The sequence below is a fragment of the Amycolatopsis sp. NPDC001319 genome, assembly GCF_042896185.1.
Taxonomy (GTDB): domain Bacteria; phylum Actinomycetota; class Actinomycetes; order Mycobacteriales; family Pseudonocardiaceae; genus Amycolatopsis.
The window spans coordinates 102,662-120,804 of the sequence record NZ_JBIAWY010000016.1 but is presented as its reverse complement, the minus strand read 5'-3'; the positions used below and the strand labels follow the sequence as shown (position 1 = coordinate 120,804).

20 protein-coding genes and 3 pseudogenes are annotated in these 18,143 nt (G+C 66.7%); 12 read left to right on the top strand and 11 right to left on the bottom strand.

The annotated features are described in order from the left end of the window. The first annotated feature begins 6 nt into the window (after positions 1-6). Entirely contained in the window at positions 7-834 is an 828-nt protein-coding gene (locus ACFY1H_RS42190; RefSeq protein ID WP_386955799.1) for a Hint domain-containing protein, read from the top strand. On the opposite strand, the gene ACFY1H_RS42185 is transcribed toward ACFY1H_RS42190, so the two are convergent. The 3 genes and pseudogenes from ACFY1H_RS42185 to ACFY1H_RS42175 form a co-directional block, all read right to left on the bottom strand. Continuing rightward, positions 810-962 carry a hypothetical protein gene (locus ACFY1H_RS42185; protein ID WP_386955798.1) on the bottom strand — a complete coding sequence of 51 codons (153 nt, stop codon included), beginning with the start codon at positions 960-962 and terminating at the stop codon, positions 810-812. The two genes, ACFY1H_RS42190 and ACFY1H_RS42185, sit on opposite strands and share 25 nt — an antisense overlap. Before the next feature lie 467 nt (positions 963-1,429). Further along, entirely contained in the window at positions 1,430-1,990 is a 561-nt protein-coding gene (locus ACFY1H_RS42180) for a zinc ribbon domain-containing protein (RefSeq protein ID WP_386955797.1), read from the bottom strand. A gap of 119 nt (positions 1,991-2,109) precedes the next feature. Further along, positions 2,110-2,193: pseudogene (locus tag ACFY1H_RS42175) on the bottom strand (recombinase); the annotation flags it as partial. On the opposite strand from ACFY1H_RS42175, the gene ACFY1H_RS42170 reads away from it, so the two are divergent. The 8 genes and pseudogenes from ACFY1H_RS42170 (at position 2,178) to ACFY1H_RS42135 (ending at position 8,634) form a co-directional block, all read left to right on the top strand. Beyond that, a complete protein-coding gene (locus tag ACFY1H_RS42170) occupies positions 2,178-2,345 on the top strand; it encodes an RHS repeat-associated core domain-containing protein (protein WP_386955856.1) in 168 nt (55 codons plus the stop codon). The pseudogene ACFY1H_RS42175 and the gene ACFY1H_RS42170 sit on opposite strands and share 16 nt — an antisense overlap. 55 nt (positions 2,346-2,400) lie before the next feature. Further along, positions 2,401-3,117, top strand: coding sequence for a Hint domain-containing protein (locus ACFY1H_RS42165; RefSeq protein WP_386955855.1), 717 nt, complete (start codon positions 2,401-2,403; stop codon positions 3,115-3,117). Further along, positions 3,114-3,551 (top strand): hypothetical protein, encoded by a 438-nt coding sequence (locus ACFY1H_RS42160; protein WP_386955796.1) that lies wholly within the window; start codon positions 3,114-3,116, stop codon positions 3,549-3,551. The genes ACFY1H_RS42165 and ACFY1H_RS42160 overlap by 4 nt, the downstream gene beginning before the upstream one ends. 1,184 nt (positions 3,552-4,735) lie before the next feature. Further along, positions 4,736-5,200, top strand: a complete 465-nt coding sequence (locus tag ACFY1H_RS42155; RefSeq protein ID WP_386955795.1) for a hypothetical protein — start codon at positions 4,736-4,738, stop codon at positions 5,198-5,200. Continuing rightward, a complete protein-coding gene (locus tag ACFY1H_RS42150) occupies positions 5,197-6,777 on the top strand; it encodes a DUF3558 family protein (RefSeq protein ID WP_386955794.1) in 1,581 nt (526 codons plus the stop codon). Before ACFY1H_RS42155 ends, ACFY1H_RS42150 begins: the two co-directional genes overlap by 4 nt. 287 nt (positions 6,778-7,064) lie before the next feature. Further along, positions 7,065-7,469 (top strand): hypothetical protein, encoded by a 405-nt coding sequence (locus ACFY1H_RS42145; RefSeq protein WP_366585147.1) that lies wholly within the window; start codon positions 7,065-7,067, stop codon positions 7,467-7,469. Between the two features lie 149 nt (positions 7,470-7,618). Further along, positions 7,619-7,819: pseudogene (locus tag ACFY1H_RS42140) on the top strand (site-specific integrase); the annotation flags it as partial. 221 nt (positions 7,820-8,040) lie between these two features. After that, positions 8,041-8,634, top strand: a complete 594-nt coding sequence (locus ACFY1H_RS42135; protein WP_386955793.1) for a tyrosine-type recombinase/integrase — start codon at positions 8,041-8,043, stop codon at positions 8,632-8,634. Here ACFY1H_RS42135 and ACFY1H_RS42130 read toward each other — a convergent pair. The 5 genes from ACFY1H_RS42130 to ACFY1H_RS42110 all read right to left on the bottom strand — a co-directional run bounded on the left by ACFY1H_RS42130 (position 8,631) and on the right by ACFY1H_RS42110 (position 10,896). Next, positions 8,631-8,786, bottom strand: a complete 156-nt coding sequence (locus ACFY1H_RS42130) for a hypothetical protein (protein WP_386955792.1) — start codon at positions 8,784-8,786, stop codon at positions 8,631-8,633. The two genes, ACFY1H_RS42135 and ACFY1H_RS42130, sit on opposite strands and share 4 nt — an antisense overlap. 50 nt (positions 8,787-8,836) lie before the next feature. Next, positions 8,837-9,556 (bottom strand): helix-turn-helix domain-containing protein, encoded by a 720-nt coding sequence (locus ACFY1H_RS42125; protein WP_386955791.1) that lies wholly within the window; start codon positions 9,554-9,556, stop codon positions 8,837-8,839. An 86-nt stretch (positions 9,557-9,642) separates the two neighbouring features. Continuing rightward, complete coding sequence (locus ACFY1H_RS42120; protein ID WP_386955790.1) at positions 9,643-10,185, bottom strand: hypothetical protein; 543 nt, start codon at positions 10,183-10,185, stop codon at positions 9,643-9,645. A 40-nt stretch (positions 10,186-10,225) separates the two neighbouring features. Further along, positions 10,226-10,570: a hypothetical protein gene (locus ACFY1H_RS42115; protein WP_386955789.1), complete on the bottom strand. Its 345-nt coding sequence runs from the start codon at positions 10,568-10,570 to the stop codon at positions 10,226-10,228. A 149-nt stretch (positions 10,571-10,719) separates the two neighbouring features. Next, complete coding sequence (locus ACFY1H_RS42110) at positions 10,720-10,896, bottom strand: hypothetical protein (protein ID WP_366585155.1); 177 nt, start codon at positions 10,894-10,896, stop codon at positions 10,720-10,722. A 531-nt stretch (positions 10,897-11,427) separates the two neighbouring features. On the opposite strand from ACFY1H_RS42110, the gene fmdA reads away from it, so the two are divergent. From fmdA to ACFY1H_RS42095, 3 genes and pseudogenes are all read left to right on the top strand, one after another. Continuing rightward, positions 11,428-12,675 carry a formamidase gene (fmdA, locus tag ACFY1H_RS42105; protein WP_366585157.1) on the top strand — a complete coding sequence of 416 codons (1,248 nt, stop codon included), beginning with the start codon at positions 11,428-11,430 and terminating at the stop codon, positions 12,673-12,675. A gap of 309 nt (positions 12,676-12,984) precedes the next feature. After that, positions 12,985-13,765 (top strand): annotated as a pseudogene (locus tag ACFY1H_RS42100) (transposase family protein). Between the two features lie 411 nt (positions 13,766-14,176). Beyond that, the gene (locus ACFY1H_RS42095) at positions 14,177-14,692 is read left to right on the top strand and encodes a hypothetical protein (RefSeq protein WP_386955788.1); all 516 of its coding nucleotides are present in this window, start codon (positions 14,177-14,179) and stop codon (positions 14,690-14,692) included. A gap of 13 nt (positions 14,693-14,705) precedes the next feature. Here ACFY1H_RS42095 and ACFY1H_RS42090 read toward each other — a convergent pair whose 3' ends face one another. The 3 genes from ACFY1H_RS42090 to ACFY1H_RS42080 all read right to left on the bottom strand — a co-directional run bounded on the left by ACFY1H_RS42090 (position 14,706) and on the right by ACFY1H_RS42080 (position 18,134). Then, positions 14,706-15,260, bottom strand: a complete 555-nt coding sequence (locus ACFY1H_RS42090; protein ID WP_386955787.1) for a YceI family protein — start codon at positions 15,258-15,260, stop codon at positions 14,706-14,708. A 929-nt stretch (positions 15,261-16,189) separates the two neighbouring features. Beyond that, on the bottom strand, positions 16,190-17,503 hold the full coding sequence (locus ACFY1H_RS42085) for a PrsW family glutamic-type intramembrane protease (protein ID WP_386955786.1): 1,314 nt from the start codon (positions 17,501-17,503) through the stop codon (positions 16,190-16,192). 40 nt (positions 17,504-17,543) lie between these two features. Continuing rightward, positions 17,544-18,134 (bottom strand): STAS domain-containing protein, encoded by a 591-nt coding sequence (locus ACFY1H_RS42080; protein ID WP_386955785.1) that lies wholly within the window; start codon positions 18,132-18,134, stop codon positions 17,544-17,546. Positions 18,135-18,143: the final 9 nt, after the last annotated feature.

Here is an 18,143-nt window from a genome sequence, read left to right as displayed (position 1 = left end):
CATCAGGTGTTGCGAGGACCCCGAGAATCCGCCGCCGCCGACGGGGCCGAAATCGCCGCCGACGCCGGTGCCCACTTCCTCGAGGGCGCAGCGACTAGCGCGGAAGGCCGAAGCCTCGTTGCCGAGGGCGCCGAAGAGGCTGCGACGGCTTGTACCCGCAACAGCTTTGCTGGGGACACCGCCGTGCTTATGGCCGACGGATCGAAGAAACCGATCGAGGACGTCAAGGTCGGCGACCTGGTCCGCAACGCCCAACCCGACAATAGCAACACCGAAATCAACACCGTCACCGCGCTGCATATCACCGATACCGACCGCGACTTCGTCGACGTCACCATCACCACCCCAGCCGGCCCGAAGAAGATCACGTCCACTGCACGGTACCTGTGGTACGACGTCACCACCCACAACTGGACCGACGCCACCAGTCTCAGGCCCGGCGATCTGCTCGACACGCCTCGCGAAGGCCATGCTGCCATCCAAACCCTCCACCGCTACAGCAGCAGCTTCCGCACCTACAATCTCACCATCGACACCACCCACGCGTACTATGTGCTCGCGGGCACTACTGCGGTCCTCGTTCACAACGCCACCTGTAAAATCGATGCACCCGCCGAAGACTGGGCGCAAAAGGGGTTCCACGTGAAGGTTCCGGGCAAGGGTAGTGACGGTGAAGTCTCGGTCTCGGCTGATGCGGACGGAAATCTTCTCTTCAGGTCGATGTTCAGTGGAAAAGCTGATACGGCTGCCATTGCCAAGGCGACGAAGGACTTCCAAGCGAGCAAGGGACTTGAATATCTGGAGCATAATCATTCCTGGTTCAGCAGTTCCTGAACCCCCAGCGAACCGTTGTTCTCGTAGGCCTCTTTCACCAACGCGTGCAGCGCGTCCGGCGGCAGCGCGCCGGCGAGGACCTCGTTCGCCGACGAGTCGCCAACCCATCGAGATGTGTTCTCAGTCACAGATGAAGCCTTTCCGGATCGCAGAGCGCGACCCGATCTTGGTCCATCCGTGGCTTACACGGTTGTCATGACACGGCCGCCTTGGGACTACGAGGGGTGCAGCCGATCCGGATACCGACCTGGAATTCTGTCAGCGCAACGAGCAGGATCACAGCGTCGGCCACGAGGGATAACCGGTGCGCACGACCTTGCTCATCCCGATCGGCCGAGCTGACGGCTCCTGCGGTCTCGACCTGACCCTCGTTTAGCGATCGCCCGGCACCCGCGGACGGGTCGGGCTCCGCTTGGGCCGAAGTGGCCAGGGCAAGCCGCTCAGGCTGCGATGCAGCAAACACCCGCACTGCGACAACGTGATCAGCCGTCGGCGACATCGAGAGTCGGCGTGCTGAGGGGAGTGCGCACATCACATGGGTGTCAGTTATCGGACACTCCTTTACCCCACGAATCTTCAGATCCGTGGGGTACTTCTATATCGGTCCACGGCTACCACCGGCTGATGATATCGGTCGCTCGCCGGTTGCAGGGAATGTGTGGTGATGCTCGTCGACGGCCGCCGTCCGGTACTCCGGTGGCGTACCCGCGTGGTGACTGCAGTCCAATTCGAGGGGCAGCTGATCCGGTTGTGTTGGCGGGTAGGTGACCTGCCGCGCGACGGCCGGCCGAAGTTCGCGAGTCTCGTGACCGCACAGGATCTCCAGCCCGCGGTTACGAAGGTCCTCACGCATCTCGCGCGGGCTGCGGTCGTCGGCCTGTCCGTTTTCGTGAAGCAGGCCCGCCAACGTCACCAGAAGGTGATCCTCCCGCACACAGACATTGCGCGGCCCATGAGCCGGCCGAGGTGCGGCCGTGCTGTAGCCGTGACGGCAGCGATACCCCGGGCGGCCATGAACCCAGTGCGCCTCCAGCCGACGACCGCACACCACGCATACGACCAGCCCGGACAACTCGTACTCGCGCGTGTCGCCATCCTTGGCGTGCCGCCCGGAGCGAATCCGCTGGACAGCGATGAACGTGTCCTCGTCGACCAACGGGGCATGAGCCAGACGCTCGGACACCTCCCACGCCCCGCAAGATTCCAGCGCACAGCGCCCGAGCCGCGACCACTCGGACGTCCACCGGCGCCGTGGCCTTGGGTGGTCTGACGGTTCCAGACCTGCCGGCCGGTGTACCTCGGGTTCTCCAAGATCATCCCGACGGTGCGGACAATCCACACAGCTGGAGAACCTGGGCGCCCGCGAGTACGACCCGACGAGCGGCTGGTTCGTGTCCGCTGATCCGGTGTTCGAGCAGGCCGACCCGAACCAGATGGGCGGGTACGACTACGCAGGCAACGACCCCGTCACCAGCAGTGACCCCAGTGGGACTGGGCCGAGCCACGGCTGAGGACCTCGCGCTAACCTCGTGTCGCAACAGCTTCGCGGGAGACACCCCGGTGCTCATGGCCGATGGGTCGACGAAGCCGATTGAGGACGTCAAGGTCGGCGACAAGGTTCGCAACGCCGAGCCCGATGACAGCAGCACGGAGATCCACACCGTCACGGCTCTGCACATCACCGACACGGACCGCGACTTCGTCGACGTCACCATCGCCACCCCTGCCGGCCCCAAGAAGATCACCAGCACCGCGCACCACTCATGGTGGGATGTCACCACCCATGCCTGGACTGATGCTGCTGATCTCGCACCCGGCGACCTCCTCGACACACCCGGTGGCGGCCACGCCGTCATCCAATCCCTCAACCGCTACACCAGCAGCATCCGCACCTACAACCTGACCATTGACACCACCCACACGTGCTATGTCGTCGCAGGCGCCACGCCGGTCTTGGTCCACAACTGCAATTTTCGAGTGGGAGACGCTGATGAGCACTACGATAAGCACGTTCTCGGCTTGGACGATGCAGGTAATCCGACGCGCACGCCGGACATGCCCGAGTACGACTACGACGGCGGCTTCGAGAAGTATGTTGCGGATGCGTGTAAGTTGATGTGTGGCCAACTTCCTAAAGGTGCGATAGAGGCGACCCGCGGCGACGGCGTTCTGAGCCGGCTCGACCCCCAAGGGCGTCTTGGAATGCGGAGCGGGAATGACATCACCACGTTCTTCAGGCCCGATGATCCCCTCAAATACTTCCAGCAGGAGGCTGGACGATGAGTGAATCGAAGTCCTTCGATGAGGCGTTCATAGAGTTCACGGTGGCATCAGGCAGGTGGCGGGACACTTCACCGGCGGAACTCCTTGCTCGATGGGAGAGGTTCGTCACGGACTGCGAGCATGGTTATTCGAGTGGCTCGGAGGACTATTTCAATGACCTCACTTCGCGTGACGCAATCGAGCGCGCAATGCGCGACGGGACGCTTTCTGGATACCCAGAGATGGATACGTTTAGGCAGCGGGTTACGGGGCCGGATGAGCGTTTCCGCGTGCTTCTGCAGCCAAACGCGTTCCCTCGCCTTCCGGAAGCAGAGTGGTGGGCTCGAGGCATCGTTCGAATCGCAGGGCGGCGACTGGTGGATGACCTCCGGAATCGTTACGGGGTGATCATCGATTTGGTAGCTGAAGGCGACGACAGCGCTGGCGAAGTGTGACAGCTGGCGCCAAAGTGCGCCTGGGTTGCCGTCAAGCCAAGGGTGATTGTGGGCTGACGACAACGCTCTCGAGCTGGACGGATGCCGTCGAGTTATCGCGCTCGGTCAAGGCGCGGATTTTCGTCTGGCCCCTTGAGGGGTTCGGTCGTACTTCTTCGAACCCAGGCTGGCGCCTTCAACTGTCGGAGGGAGGGCAGGGTGCGAGCGGAGCGCGCGATTCACGTTGTGCTCGGGTTTTGTGCATGACTGCTGACTGAAGTGCTGACCTGGTCCCGGCTCGGTCGACGCTGACTCGATCCAGTTGACAGTAGTTGGACGCAGTTCGGCGGTGTTGATCGCGGCTGATCACAGTCGGCCCTCATCGCGGCGATCGGCGCGCCCTGGTCGACTGCTGTCTGTACGGCCTCAGAGCGAGGTCGGGACGGCGTTCGATCACTTGCATCTCCGCCGTGTGCGCGCAGGGAGTTCCGGCGACGAGGCTCGGTCCGCTTCGCTTGAATCCTGCCACGGCCCTCGGGGCACGAGCTGAACACCGACCTCACGGTCTGCCTCGCGGCTGCGAACTGCGCGTCCAACTTGCCCGTGCCGCTGAATTAGCTGCAGATCGCGGCGCGGCGCGGTCATGACCGCAGCACAGTGTCGAGCATCCAATTCTCCTACCCCAGGTTCCGTCATGTAACTGAACGTGCTCAGTGGATCTCACTGCGAATCACCGACAAAGCAGAGCCGGACGAAGGAACAGCCAGAGCTCGGTGCCAAATCGCCGACCAACCGCCACCGGCCGGACGTGGTGTCGAACGGCGGAAGCGAGAGCTGATCATCGCCGTTGGTGACTTCGATCAACTATCGGCGGCCCCGCATGTCGGCGTCGTCGTGCCACCGACTTCCCCTCAGGAACGCTCCATCGGCCCCCGACCGACCGGCGCTCGGTTACCGCGATTAGCGCATGGGGCGAGGAGTGGCTGCGAGTCCAGCTAGTGAGAATCTACAGTTCAACCGGGGAGTTGCAGGCGTGTAGATAGTGCGCACGATCGTCCTCGGACACATATTCATGGGAGATCTCCCGAACCACAGAGTAACAGGCCCGCTACGGCGGGTCTTTCTCGCGTTCAGCCCCGCCAGGCCTCGACTAGGCTGGTCGTGATCGCACCCTCCCCTCGCGCGCGACGCAGGGGAGGTGCCGCATGACTGGCCTCGTCTCGCCCCTTGCGCTGCCGGGCCGGGTCACCGTGCCAGCCCGAGCAGAGACGTCACGTCCCGTTCCGATGGGCCTCCCGCTGCTTCGCGACCTCAGTGCTGTGGACGGTCCACGGCTGTCGATCGCGCTGATGGACGGCGGCGGCCGGCTGCAGGACCGCGGCGCCGTCGCGGCCCTCGGTTGGAGCCCGGGGGACCGGTTGCTGATCACGCTGGTCGAGACCTCCGTCGTGATCCGCCGGCGCGCGGACGGAGTGTTCGTGATGCCCCGCAAGCCCTACGTCGTGCTCCCGGCCGCAGTCCGTCGCGGATGCGGAGCGCTGGCGGGCAGTCGCCTGTTGTTGGTCGCCGACCCCGTCCAGGACGTTGTCGTCGTCCACCCGGAAGCCGCCCTCCAGATGATGCTCCGTACCTTCCACGCCGCGCTGGCCACCGCTGAGGAGCTGTCATGACCAACCCCGCAACACGACAGGACCTGGAGGCGGCCCGTCTGCTGGTGTCGCGCCTCGGCGTCGACCCGGCCGATCTCGTCACCGCTGGCTGGGAAGAGCCCGTAGCGGCGGACGCCGCGGGGGATGAGCGGCCGATGCCGATGATCCGTGAGTGGATCCCGGTGGTGGCCGGCCTGGTGTCCCGGAGCACGGCGGCCTCCTACGGGTCGTACTGGAACAAGGCCGAGGCGGAGTGGGGTGATCGGGCCATGGACACGATCACCGCCAGCGAGATCAAGGCCTTGTCGGAGGTGGTGCGCAGCACCGCTCTGGTTCGCCGGAACTCCCGCGGCGGGCGCAACGCGGCGGAGAACTTCGTCGCCGCCGTGCGTTGCCTGTACAGGCACTTGGAGAACGACGGGCGCCTCGATCGGCACCGCAACCCGGCGCGCCGGGTCACCAAGCCGCGCCGCAATGCCTCCACCCGCCGCGCACTGTCGAACAAGCAGTTGGCTGAGCTCAACGACGTTGTCGCCAGCACGGGCGATGACCCGGAGCTGGACTCGCTGATCTGCCGCCTGCACGAGGAGACCGCCTGCCGCCGCGGTGGCGCCCTCGGGTTGCGCCCGCGCGACCTCGACCGCGAGCAATGCGCGGTCCTGCTGCGGGAGAAGGGCGAAACCGAACGCCGTCAGCCAGTCTCGCCGACGCTGATGCGCCACCTGATCACCCACCACGAGGAACGGGGTACCAGCGACCCGGATGAACGATTGTTCCGCTACGCCAACGGAAATCGGATCACGTATCGTCGGTACGACTACATTTTCGGCCGTGTGCAGAAGGAGCTGAGCTGGGCACGGGCTCTGCAGGTCAGGGCCCACTGGCTCCGCCACACCACGCTGACCTGGGTAGAACGCAACTTCGGCATCGGTGTCGCCCGCGCCTACGCCGGCCACGCCGAGACCAACAGCGACCTCACCACCACCAGCTACGTCAAAGCCGACATCACCGAAGTCGCCGCAGCACTGGTCTTGACCGGGTGCAGCGGCGAGAAGTCGGGAAACGCCACGACGCCGACGCCCTCGTCGGCTGGCCCTTCAGGAAGTAATCTTCCGGCGAACGGAGCGCCGAACGTCGCCAATCCGATCGCCGATACCTCCAAGGTCGAGTCGGATCCGTGCGGTGCTGCCACTCAGGCGGACGTCGAATATCTGGGTGGCAAAGTGGCGAGCAGTCGAGTGGATGACCTCGACGGTCTCGGCAAAGAATGCGTCTGGGTGTACGCGAACCAGTACGGCAACATCGCCGCCGGTCTCGCTACCGGAAACACCAACGGTCTCAGTGGAATCTACTACCAGCAAGGCCACGGTGGTCTCACCACCTTCGAGCCACAGCCGAGCGTCGAAGGCTACCCGGCGGTCGTTTACACGAACGGCGGCGAGACTTCGGGCAAGTGCACGCTCGCCGTGGGCGTGCGGAACGACCTTGTCTACACGATCATCGCCCGCTTGGACACGGGAAACCCGCAGATCGACAACCCGTGTGCAACGGCGACGAAGTTCGCCGGCATCCTCATCGGACATCTGAAGGGGATGTAGGCCATGACTTACAGCGGCTTCGACATCTTCACGCTGATTCACAACCCCGGGAACACTGACACTCTCGACCGCGCTCAAGGCGATTCCTCGAAGTTGAAGACTATTCACGAGAAAATCGGCCAAACAATGGTCCGAGGTCAGACCGCACTGAGTTCGTTCTGGCAAGGGCAAGCCGCCGACAGCGGGACCGCGGGTTTGTCCCCATTGATCCAGTCGTCACAGATCACTGCTGAGAACCTCGATCGAGCTCAACGCTCGATGCAAGAGCTGGTCGACTTGGCGCGCGAGTGGGGCTGGGCGACACCGAGCTGCGCGAGGAGCTGGCGGCCGAAATCGAGCGCCTCTGCGAGGAGAGTCCCGCGCTGCCCTCGCCCGAGGACGCGGCGGGACGCCGTGGCGCGGCTGCGCGCGGGCTCGGCTCTACGCAGCATTACCTCGCCGGGTCCGAGGGTGCAGGGGCCGTGGAGCAGGTCGCGCCGGCCACCGCGGGCACCGTGCTGCTGCTCGCCGGCATCGCTGCGGCCGGTGGTGCGGGGATCGTGCTGCTGACCTGGGCCCACCAGCTGCTGGCCGGGTTGGTGTGCGTGGCGATCGCGGCGGCACTGATCGGGGTCGCCGACCGGCGGCTGCGACGCCACGGCGCGGCCCGCCGCACGGACCTGAGCCGCGACAGTACGGGGCGGCCACAGTGAGCACCGACATCGAGCCGCGCCGGGACACCGGGCTACAGCCCACACGACCGGGGGAGGTGACCCTGGCCGGCGCGGTCCGCCTGGTGCTGCCGCCGGCGGCGCCGGGGGAGCGCTACCACCTGCGCGGCCTGACCGAGCTGTGGGCGGACATGATCGGCCGCGACTCCGCGCATACTCGCCGCTCTTACGAGACCGGGCTGGCGCAGTGGCTGGATTACTACCTGCGCAGCCGTGTCGACCCGCTGCAGGCCCGCCGTGCCGACGTCGACGACTGGCTGGCCGCCCACTTGAACAGCCACAATGCCGAGACGGTCATCACTCGCCTGGCTGCGGTCGGCTCCTGGTACGGGTACCTGGTCGACAACGACATCGACGTCCGCGACCCCACCGCACGGGTCAAGCGGCCGAAGCGGCAGCGCACCAAGTCCAAGACCCCGTACCTGGACGAGGACGAGCTCAACGCGCTGTTGGCCGAGGCCGACCGGCGTCTGCAGGAGGCCCAGCAGTTCGGCGGGCTCGCGCTGGAGATCGCCGCCCGCGACGTCGCGGTGCTGCGCACCGCGACGTCGCGGTGCTGCGCACCCTCTACACCACCGCCGTGCGCTCTGGAGCCGTTCAGCACGCCGCCGTCGCCGACGTCCGCCTCGTCGAAGACGGCCACCGCGTGCTGCGATTCCACGGCAAGGGCGACGGCCGGGAAACCACCGAGCGACTCAAACCGCTCGTCCCCTACGCCGCGGCCGCCGTCGACTTCTACCTCGCGCTGGTCGCCGACCGCCTCGGCGTGCCCGTCGGCCAGCTCGACGGGCACGCGTTCCGAACTACCCCGTACCAGGGCCGGCGCAGGGGCCGCGAGCTGCGGTCCGACGCGCTGATCGACATGATGCGCACGATTGCCATCACCGCCGACATCGCCCCCGACAAGATCGTCAAGCTCAGCCCGCATTCGCTGCGGCACACCGCGGCCACGCTGCTGGGCAAGACAAAGACCCTGGCCGAGGTGCAGGATTTCCTCGACCACGCCGACCCCCGCACAACCCGTACATACCTGCACACCGACCAGTCGCTCAACTCCTCGCTGGCCTACAGCACCATGGCGTTCATCCAGGTGCCGGCCCGGAGCGCGCCGTCCTCGTCGAGATCCTCGCCGGTACGTGCCGTTTAGATTCGCGTGCGGGTGGTGGGGAAGTCCAGACGGGCACCCTTGGCTGCGGCGAGGGCGCTCTGCAGCTGGCGGGTGTGGCCGGCGCGGGCGTTGCGCAGCGCTCCGCCGTGGTGGGGCTGCCGGACGCCGGGCTGCGTGCGTGCAGGCGGCAAGCCAGGCAGACGACTTCGGCGGCGACGGCGGGAACCGGGGTGTGTTGGCCTCACGTGGAGCGCGGGCAGAGGTGGGTGGCGTCCTGGGGTTGCAGCTCGGCGACGGTGACGGTGTGCCGGTGCCCGCATGCCCCGCAGCGCAAGTCGAGCGGCGCCCGCAGATCCGGGGCGCTGCTGTCGGTCACCGCGTACTCCGCGCTCTGCGGCGGCATGACGAGCGTGCAGACCGGGCAGCGCGCGTACCAGGTGTCCATCTCATCCCCGGCCAGCGGCAGCGGCCGGTGCACCTCCCTCTGCACCGGGTCGCCGGGCGCCGGCTCGTGGTCGGCGTCGTCGCGTAGGCCCCAGGCGGTCTGGATGTGCGCGGGCGGGACCTGGTACAGCTGCGCAAGGGCGTCCAGCACTGGGCCCGGCTGGACCTGCCACACCACGGGCGCGGCGCCGTTTTCCAACGCCGTCAACCGGCGCACTCCGCCTGGGATTCCGTCCCGGGCCAGCAACACGTCCAGACCGTGGACCGCGACCTGGCGAGTCAGGCCGGCCCGCCGGCGCAGCGTCAGCAGGTCGCCGGCGTGGTCGTCGAGACCCATCAGGTGCGCTGGATCCACGGCCACTGCCTCGGCCAGAGCACGCAGCCGTGCGGCCTCCGGAGGGGCACGCGCGGCTTCGTAGCCGATGATCTTCTGCCGGGTGCAGCCGATCAGCGACGCCAGCATCTCCTGCGACAGCCCCGCCGCATGCCGCGCGTTAAGCCCGAAGCTCGCCGGCACCTCAAGTACCCGACCCCGGCCTCAGCGAACGCCGCGGCGAGCGCGAGGCCGAGGCTGACGCACCGAACATTGCGGGCGAGCTCAGGTTATTGCTCCGTCGTTGCTTCGTCGTCGCGCTGAGGATCGGGCTCGCCCTCGCCGAAGGTAGTCCAGTCTTCGGGACGCGGAGGCTCGTAGCCGTGTTCGCGCAGCGCGTCGAGGATCGCGTCGACCTTCTGGTGCTGCCGCTCGAGGATCGCATCCTCATCGCCGTATTGAACGCGTGCCTCGATGACGGCCTTCTCGCCGGGCATGTCGAGCCAGTCGGTCCATCGGCCGTCGACCTCAAGACCGGCGTCGCGAGCCAGGTGCACGGTCAGCGACAGCTCGATCTGCGCGCGGTGGTACGCGGTGGCCGCAACTTTCAGCGCCTCGTACGCCTGGTACGCGTTTCGGTTGACCGCCTCGAGGTCCGCGTGATGGCGGCTGATCTCCGGTCGTTCCGTGAGGTAGGTCCAGCTGCGCAGTTCGAGTGCGTCGTCGGGGTCGATGGTGTAGGTCGGCTTGGGGGGCTGGAGGTTGTACAGCTTGCCGCTCAGCCTGTGGGTGATCCCGGTGAGACGGCTCCAGGTCTCGGTGTTGACCAGCAACGGGTGCAGTGCCCCGTCGGTGTCGCCGAGCGTGGTGAGCTCATCGAGGCCGTTCTCGGCGCCGGTGAGGTCCGAGGTTGTCGACGACGTCATTCACGTTGGCCCGGAAGGGGACTTCACCACTGCTGGCGGCCGACCCGCGGTTGCTCATCAGAAGCTTGTCGGTGACCGGCGCGATGCCGCCGGCCACGTGCAGCGTTGCCCGCGAGTTGAGATCACCTTCCAACGCCTTGGGCACCAGCGTCGTGAAGTCAGGCGTCGGCGTCGAGTCCCACCGCACGCCGAGGAGGTCGTGGGGCACCGGGCCTCGGTTGCCCCACGCCCGCAACGACTGCGGCCGGGTACTGGCCTTGGCCGAGCGCCAGGGCAGGTCGACCAGCGTCATCACGTGCGAGGCGTAGGCCGACTTGTGAACCTGCGCCACGCCGAGCAGTTCGCGCAGGTGCCGTTCGGAAGGCCAGTCAACTCGGGTTCTCGGGCGACAGACAGGGCCTCGCGGGTCGCGGACGAAACCGCAGGTGGAGCCGCGTGTGGCTACCCGGCCAAGCGCCGGATGCTGGGCCGTGCGGTGATCACGACCGAGCCGCCGCAACTCCAGCACTCGACCGCCGCCCCCGGCGGAGTCCGCCCGGCGACCTCGCAGCTGGCGCATTCCCACGCGGTGAGGACGACGAACTCCATCGAGCCGTCGTCGTCGGACTTCGCTTCCACGACGCTCCATCGTTTTCTTGATCAGCATTGGTTCGACGCCCGTAACGGGCAGCCGGTGCAAGACGAGGCAAGATAACGAAACGATATACCTTAAGTCAAGCCGGAGCGTGGTTTTTCGTTGCCCTTGACATCCCTGCGCGACGTGCGAATACGCTGCGCACAGCGCGATCCCGTTCGAGATGCGGCGTCGGGCCAGTGCCGTCCTGGTCTCGGGAGTGGCCGAACGTCCTCGTGAGTCCGCCCGGGCCGTCACGGAAAGTAGCCCGCAAGCAGTCGGTGTGGCGACCGCAACCGCAACGGCGATCAGCGCCGGCCGGAGTCGTCGATGCTTGCCTCAGGGCGTGGGTACGGATCGCCGAACAGCGAAGGTCTTTTTGCAGAATTTCATATCGTCGGCGAAATCAGGTTTTTCGTAAATCCAGGCGTCGGTTTTTCTGCCGAACGTCGCCGAATATGACCGGGAGGTTCACAGGTACTGACCCGAGAACGGCGGGCGAATCGTCAAGGGCCCGCAAACAGAGGAGAATTCGCATGCCAGAAGTAGTGTTCAGCGTCGACCAGACAAAATCCATGCGCGATCAGGCGGTGCCGGGCCACAACCGGTGGCATCCGGACGTACCGGTCGCCGCGATGGTCCGTCCCGGGCAGGAGTTCCGCGTGGAGTGCCGGGAATGGACCGACGCCCAGCTCGGCAACAACGACTCGGCCAACGACGTGCGGGACGTCGACCTGTCACGCTGCCACATGCTCAGCGGTCCCATCGGCGTCGAGGGTGCCCAACCCGGAGACCTGCTCGTCGTCGACATCCTCGACCTCGGCCCGGTTCCGCAGGAGACCGGCGACGCGCCGGGGCAGGGCTGGGGCTACACCGGGGTGTTCGCCAAGGCCAACGGCGGCGGGTTCCTGACCGACTACTTCCCCGACGCCTACAAGGCGATCTGGGACTTCCACGGTCAGCAGGCCACCTCGCGCCACCTGCCGGGCATCCGGTACACCGGAATCACCCACCCCGGCCTCTTCGGCACCGCGCCTTCGGCCGAGCTGCTCCAGCGGTGGAACCGCAGGGAGCGGGCGCTGGTCGACCGCGAGCCCGACCGCGTACCGCCGCTGGGCCTGCCGCCGTTGCTCGACGGGACCCTCGCCGGAACGGCCGACGGGTCGACCGCGGACCACATCGCCCGCGAGGGCGCCCGCACGGTGCCGGCCCGGGAGAACGGCGGGAACCACGACATCAAGAACTTCACCCGGGGATCGCGCGTCTTCTACCCGGTCTACGTCGACGACGCCAAGTTCTCCGGCGGAGATCTGCACTTCAGCCAGGGCGACGGCGAGATCACCTTCTGTGGCGCCATCGAGATGGGCGGGTACATCGACTTCCACGTCGACCTCATCAAAGGCGGCATGGAGAAGTACGGCATCACCACGAATCCGGTGTTCATGCCGGGAAACGTCGAACCCCGGTATTCCGAGTTCCTCTCGTTCGTGGGCGTCTCAGTGGACCGGGAGACCGACGAGAACCTCTACCTCGACGCGACCATGGCCTACCGCAATGCCGCCCTGAACGCGGTGGAATACTTCAAGAAGTGGGGCTTCACCGGTGAACAGGCCTACCTGCTGCTCGGTTCGGCGCCCATCGAAGGCCGGATCAGCGGCATCGTGGACATCCCCAACGCGTGTTGCACGCTCTACGTGCCCACCGAAATCTTCGATTTCGACGTGCGCCCGACGAGCGAAGGCCCGGTGAGGGCCGATCGCGGACAGTGCGCGGTCACGTCCTGACCTGCGGAGGGGTTTCAGCGAGGCCGGACTTCGTTCGGTGTCGACCGACAGTGGCGAAACGCTCGGCTGGGACTCCCAGCCGAGCGTTTCCGTGCGGCTGTGCTGCGGAGCCAGGTCCGTTGCGGTGGACCGCCGTCCGAACCGGTTCCGCGCGACCGATCACGGGCGACCGGTGGCGTTCGTCGAGCACGGCTCGCTCAGGCCGGTCGTCGTGGCGCCGAGTGCGGCCGGTGGGTCGTGAGCTCACTAAGGGATGTCTCGTAACCGGGTCTCGGTCTCGCTGGGCCGGTCGGTGATCGTGTTGTCGTGGTGCAGGTGATCACAGCGTCGCGGCCGGAGTGGATTGTCCCGTTTACCGGGTTGGAGGCGGGGCAGTTCCGGAAGCTGGTGCGGTTGGTCGCGAAGCGGGGCGGGGACGAGATCGCGGACGGTAGCCCTGGCCGGCGGTGGGCATTGCCGCTGGCAGACCGGGTTCTGCTGGTCGCGACCTACTGGCGGACGAACCTGACGATGCGTCAGATCGGGCCGCTGTTCGGGGTATTGCCTTCCGCAGCGCATCGGGGGAAGCGACACGATCGGCCCGTTGCTGGCACTGGCCCCGGTCCGTAAACGCCGGATCGACGCGGTGGCGATCGTGGACGGCACCCTGGTCCCGACCCGGGATCACCGGCTGGCCACCCCGTCGAAGAACTACCGCTACTCCACGAATGTGCAGGTCGCCATCGACGCCGACACCCGGCTGGTGATCGCCACCGGCGCCCCACAGCCGGGCAGCCGCAACGACTGCACCGTCTACCGCGACTCCGGCATCGCCGAACAACTCGCCGACCGGCCGGTCATGGCTGACGGCGGTTACCAAGGCACCCCCGACGTGGTCATGCCTTATCGCAAACCCCGTGACGGGGGCGAGTTGCCGGGCTGGAAGCAAGACCTCAACGCCACCCACCGCAAGGTCCGAGCCCGCGTCGAGCACGTTCTGTCCCGGATGAAGAACTTCAAGATCCTTCGCGACTACCGCCGCGCCGCGAGCACACTCGCCGACACGATGTCCGCAATCGCGCACCTGCACAACATCATCCTCGCCGGCTGACCGCACCACCAGCCCCACCAACCACAACAACAGTTACGAGACAGCCCTTAGCCACGCTCACCGTCCAGGTGGGGCCAGTGTCCGTACCCAGGGCCGACGGGTTCCGGGTGGCGTTCGCCGTCGCGGCTGCCGCCGGCGCGCTTTCCGCGCTGACCATCCCCCGGGGAATTCCGGACGACCACGATGCGCCGCTGCCAGGGGGAATGAGTCAGCGCGACGAAGTTTGAGCCAGCTGTGCCGCTTCCTGGTAGCTGGTATCGCGCAGCCCCGGCGAGCAGCTACGCCAGGATGGTTGCCTGCTGTGACGACATACCCGGGTTGGTGAGCGAGGCTTGACCTCAGACAGCGACCAATGGCGTGCGTGGCTCAGGAGCGAGGTCCTGACCGGCCTTGTTCTCGCAGGAAAGGGCGATGATGTTCCAGCAGACCTTCGTTACGGCGACCACGCCGACCGGCGGCGAGACCCGGCCCTCTGTCCACCGGCGGGCCGACGCTGTCGTGTCCCTGATAGCCCAGCATCGCGCGGCCGCGTCCGCCAGCCGCCGTTATGCGGACCTGGCCGACCGCAGCCTGGCCGCGAAGCTGGCCGCCGAAGACGCCGCCGTCGAGACCGGCCTGTCCCCGTTCGAGCGGCTGACCTGCCCCGCCCACCGCCGGTGGATCCATCAGTGCATCGCTTCCCCCGAGCACGCCAGCCCAGTCACGGGTCATCGCTGGTGCCGTGACTGTCAGTGCGCAGTCACGGTGGCTATCGACGAGCTCACTGGCGACGTGACGATGGCTTGCCCGCGCTGCCGCCGCACCCCCAAGGGCATTGCCACTCGCCAGATTGTGAGCGCCTGCCGGGCCAGCCTGGCCACTGTCCACGACCACCGCGCTCAGCCGGCACCCAGTATGCTGCATTTCGGCGAGCGGCGGCCGGCCTGATGATTCTGCGTGGCTAGAGCGGGGTGAGTTCCGCGTCGAACTCGATTGCGACCTCGTTTGCCAGCTTCAGCGCCCCGAAAAACGCCGAATAGGGTTTGATGCCCCATTGTGTCTGGACTATGGTTGCGCCGCCTCGAATCCTGCGGTCGTCGCTGACCGTGGCCGGCACGGTGATCGGGTGTGACTGGTCCATGATGGTCAGATTGCCGTCGACGGTGAGCGATTCGCCATCTTGGATGACTCGCGTCGAGTGGAACGTGATTGCGTGATATCGGTCGGTGTGCAGAATCTTCGTCCGAATGTTTTTCTCGATCTCGGCGCGGTCGGAGTCGGTGAGCGGTTTGATTCCGCCGCTTCCGGACCGCACCCGCAGCGAGCCGGCGACGACGTCGACCAAGACCGAGGACAGCGCGGGGTCCGCCGTGTTCACCGACACGGCGGCAACCCACTCTGACGCCTCGATCGTGAGATCGTGCCCGACGCGCGAGCCGAGTCCAGTGCGCCGCGTCTTCACCAATAGCTCGGCCGACTGCGGACCGGACCGGTACTGGCCGTCCCGAAACGACATAAACTCGACGTTACGCCGGGACGCTCAGCCGTCCAAGTCGACGTCGCCGTCCGGGTCGCGACGCGGGCGCTTCCTGGCCGGCACCGGGTCCGCTACGTCGTCCCGGTCAGGGTCGAGATCGACTGCGACAACGACACGATCGACCGGATCGCCACCCCGCCCTGCCGGGCGAGGTGGCGACTTGTCAGCGGGCGAACTTCTCAATGGCGGCCAGTGTTGTAGTTATCGTGTCGGAAACTCAATTACCCATGGGGCGTGGGGTGGCTTCGGGGTCGACAAGTGAGAACCTGCACGTCAGCCGGGGATCCGGAGCGTTGTGGTTAGCGTGCAAGATCGTCTCGGACACTCCTTTACCCCACGAATCTTCAGATCCGTGGGGTACTTCTATATCGGTCCACGGCTGCCACCGCCTGATGATATCGGTCGCTCGCCGGTTGCAGGGAATGAGCGGTGATGCTCGTCGACGGCCGCTGTCCGGTGCTCCGGTGCCGTGCCCGCGTGGTGACTGCAGTCCAATTCGAGGGTGAGCTGATTCGGTGGTCGTGGCGGGCAGGCGACGTGTTGCGCGACGGCCGGCCGAAGTTCGCGAGTCTCGCGACCGCATAAGATCGCCAATCCGCGGTTTCGAAGGTCCTCACGTATCTCGCGCGGGCTGCGGTCGTGGGCCTGTCCGTCTTCGTGAAGCAAGCCCGTCAACGTCACCAGAAGGTGTTCCTCCCGAACATAGACGTTGCGCGGCCGATGAGGCGGTCGAGGTGCGGCCGTACGGCAGCGATATCCCGGGCGGGGCCCTGTCACGATTTCCGTGTAAGCCACTCGGCCGTGATCCGCGTCGATTCCGAGCCGCGACACCAGCTGCCGCATCACGCGGATGAGCAACGCCCGTGCCCGGTGACGCACCAGGACGGCGCCGAGCGCGGGCAGCGAGATCATCGCGACTGGTGCTCGACGTCGATTCCCGCGACGACGGGTTTCGTCCCTGCGCGCCGGGGCAGATCGGTGATCAGGACCAGCAGGTCCCAGCGCTGGTCTTGCCGGTGCCGCTGTGACAAGGTGCGCATCGGGAGGTCATCGTTTTCGTCCAGCGGCAACTGCTCCACCTGGTCCGCCACCCGCCATCGCGTCTTCTCGCTCACCTGGGCGGCGAATATCCCGGGCAGGTCGTCGGCGATCGTCGTGATCACCTGCTCCGGTAGCCCTTCGTCGGCCAGCACTCCGACGGCCACCTGGCGTGGTGCCTTCATCCGTTTCACCTCGCTCATCGGTACCCGTCGGATTCCCCGGGTGGCGCCGGCCAAATCACCCGGCCCGGCAGCGAGCTCGGCTATTGGCTCGGACAGCGGGTCAACGGAAGAGCCGGATGCCGGGACGTCGCCACGCGGTAGGTCAGTGCCGGTCGCGTGCCCTGCCGCTCCCGGCGTGCCCGCACGACCAGCACCAGCAGCCACAACCACCCCGGTCGCCGCGATCAGGCCCTGGCCCACCCAGGTCAGCGTCGTGTACAACCCGACCTGGGTGCCGGTCGGAGCGGCCGGCAGGCCGCGCGCGAGCAGGTCGTACTGCCACGGCTGACCGGTCAGCAGCAGCGTGATGTACAGGGAAATCACGGACATCGAGTCCCACAGCGCGTGCAGCAGCGAAACGCCCAGGTAGGCCAGTGCGAGCCGGGCGGTGAGGACGAAATGGTCGCGGGTGCTCCACGCGAACAGGAGCCCGCCGAGAACCGCGGTCCACAGCCCGCGGCCGACCGGGGCGAGGAGCCCGCGCAACAGTTCGGTGGTCACCAAGTTCGCCAGAGACAGTCCCTGAGAGGTGAACAGCGCGGTCAGCGCGAACCCGGCCGACTCCAAGGCGGCGAACCCGAACCCGGCCGCGGCACCCAGGATCAACCCATCGCGCACGGACTTCACGGCCAAGCGCCTCGTCAGCAGGGCGAGCGCGGCCAGCTTGACCGCTTCCTCGATGAGTCCGACGCCGACGTACAGCCACGGCGACGGGTACAGCAGGTATGTTTCCAGCACCGACGCGCCGAGCACGCCGAGAACACCGCCGACTGTGAACATGCGGAACACGAGTTCGGCGGTGATCTCGCCGGAGTCCCGGTGCTCGAACGCCCACGCCACGAAGGTCACCGGCACCAGGAAGCTGCCGAGCAGCACCAGGGTGGGGATGAGGTTGGGGTTTCCGGTCAGGTAGGTGACGACCGCGGACATTGTCCACAGGAGCAGGCCGACTCTGAGCATCCGAAGCCACGTACTCGTTTCGGTCGTTCGGCAGCAGCTCTCACCTGCGCTTCCCCCATCGCTCGCCGCGGCCGTGGGCGGCCGTGTCGATGAAAGTCCGGTGCCGGTCCGCGGATCCGGGCTCCGCGACGTTCTCGAGCCCTTGCGGGCAGCGCAATGCCGACCACAGTGCGGCACGCGGTCTCGGGTCCTCGATGACGGCGCGGTGCCAGGAAAAGACCCCGGCCAGCAGGGCGTCGTCCATTGCGTACAGCACGGGCGGCGCGAGCCCGGTCAGCTCGAACAGGCCGTTGAGCGCCGTTAGCCTGTCCTCCACCTTGTGCATGAGTCCGAACAGGCTGTCGTCCACCTCCTTGACCTGGGACAGATCGACCACCAGGTGCCGGGTACCGGCGTGGAGCAGTCCGGCGAAGTGAGCGGACAGTAGGCGCAGCGCCCGCGCGTCGATCGAACCACCGATCGTGACGACTGTGTAGCGCTCGCCCCGCATCGTCGAGGTGACCGTTAGATCCCCCGTGGTGTGGGCGGCCTCGGCCGGTGCGCCACGCGCCTGTCCGGTGAGGCGTTGCAGCTCGGCGAACGCGGCCACGTACGCCGGCTGATCGAGGTTGCGTGAGAGTCCGTTGACCATGCCTGACGC

Coding starts and splice junctions, on each gene's coding strand:
- ACFY1H_RS42165 (WP_386955855.1), top strand. CDS start 2,401: ATGGCCGATGGGTCGACGAAGCCGATTGAGGACGTCAAGGTCGGCGAC.
- ACFY1H_RS42160 (WP_386955796.1), top strand. CDS start 3,114: ATGAGTGAATCGAAGTCCTTCGATGAGGCGTTCATAGAGTTCACGGTG.
- ACFY1H_RS42155 (WP_386955795.1), top strand. CDS start 4,736: ATGACTGGCCTCGTCTCGCCCCTTGCGCTGCCGGGCCGGGTCACCGTG.
- ACFY1H_RS42150 (WP_386955794.1), top strand. CDS start 5,197: ATGACCAACCCCGCAACACGACAGGACCTGGAGGCGGCCCGTCTGCTG.
- ACFY1H_RS42115 (WP_386955789.1), bottom strand. CDS start 10,570: ATGACGCTGGTCGACCTGCCCTGGCGCTCGGCCAAGGCCAGTACCCGG.
- fmdA (WP_366585157.1), top strand. CDS start 11,428: ATGCCAGAAGTAGTGTTCAGCGTCGACCAGACAAAATCCATGCGCGAT.
- ACFY1H_RS42095 (WP_386955788.1), top strand. CDS start 14,177: ATGATGTTCCAGCAGACCTTCGTTACGGCGACCACGCCGACCGGCGGC.
- ACFY1H_RS42090 (WP_386955787.1), bottom strand. CDS start 15,260: ATGTCGTTTCGGGACGGCCAGTACCGGTCCGGTCCGCAGTCGGCCGAG.
- ACFY1H_RS42085 (WP_386955786.1), bottom strand. CDS start 17,503: ATGCTCAGAGTCGGCCTGCTCCTGTGGACAATGTCCGCGGTCGTCACC.
- ACFY1H_RS42080 (WP_386955785.1), bottom strand. CDS start 18,134: ATGGTCAACGGACTCTCACGCAACCTCGATCAGCCGGCGTACGTGGCC.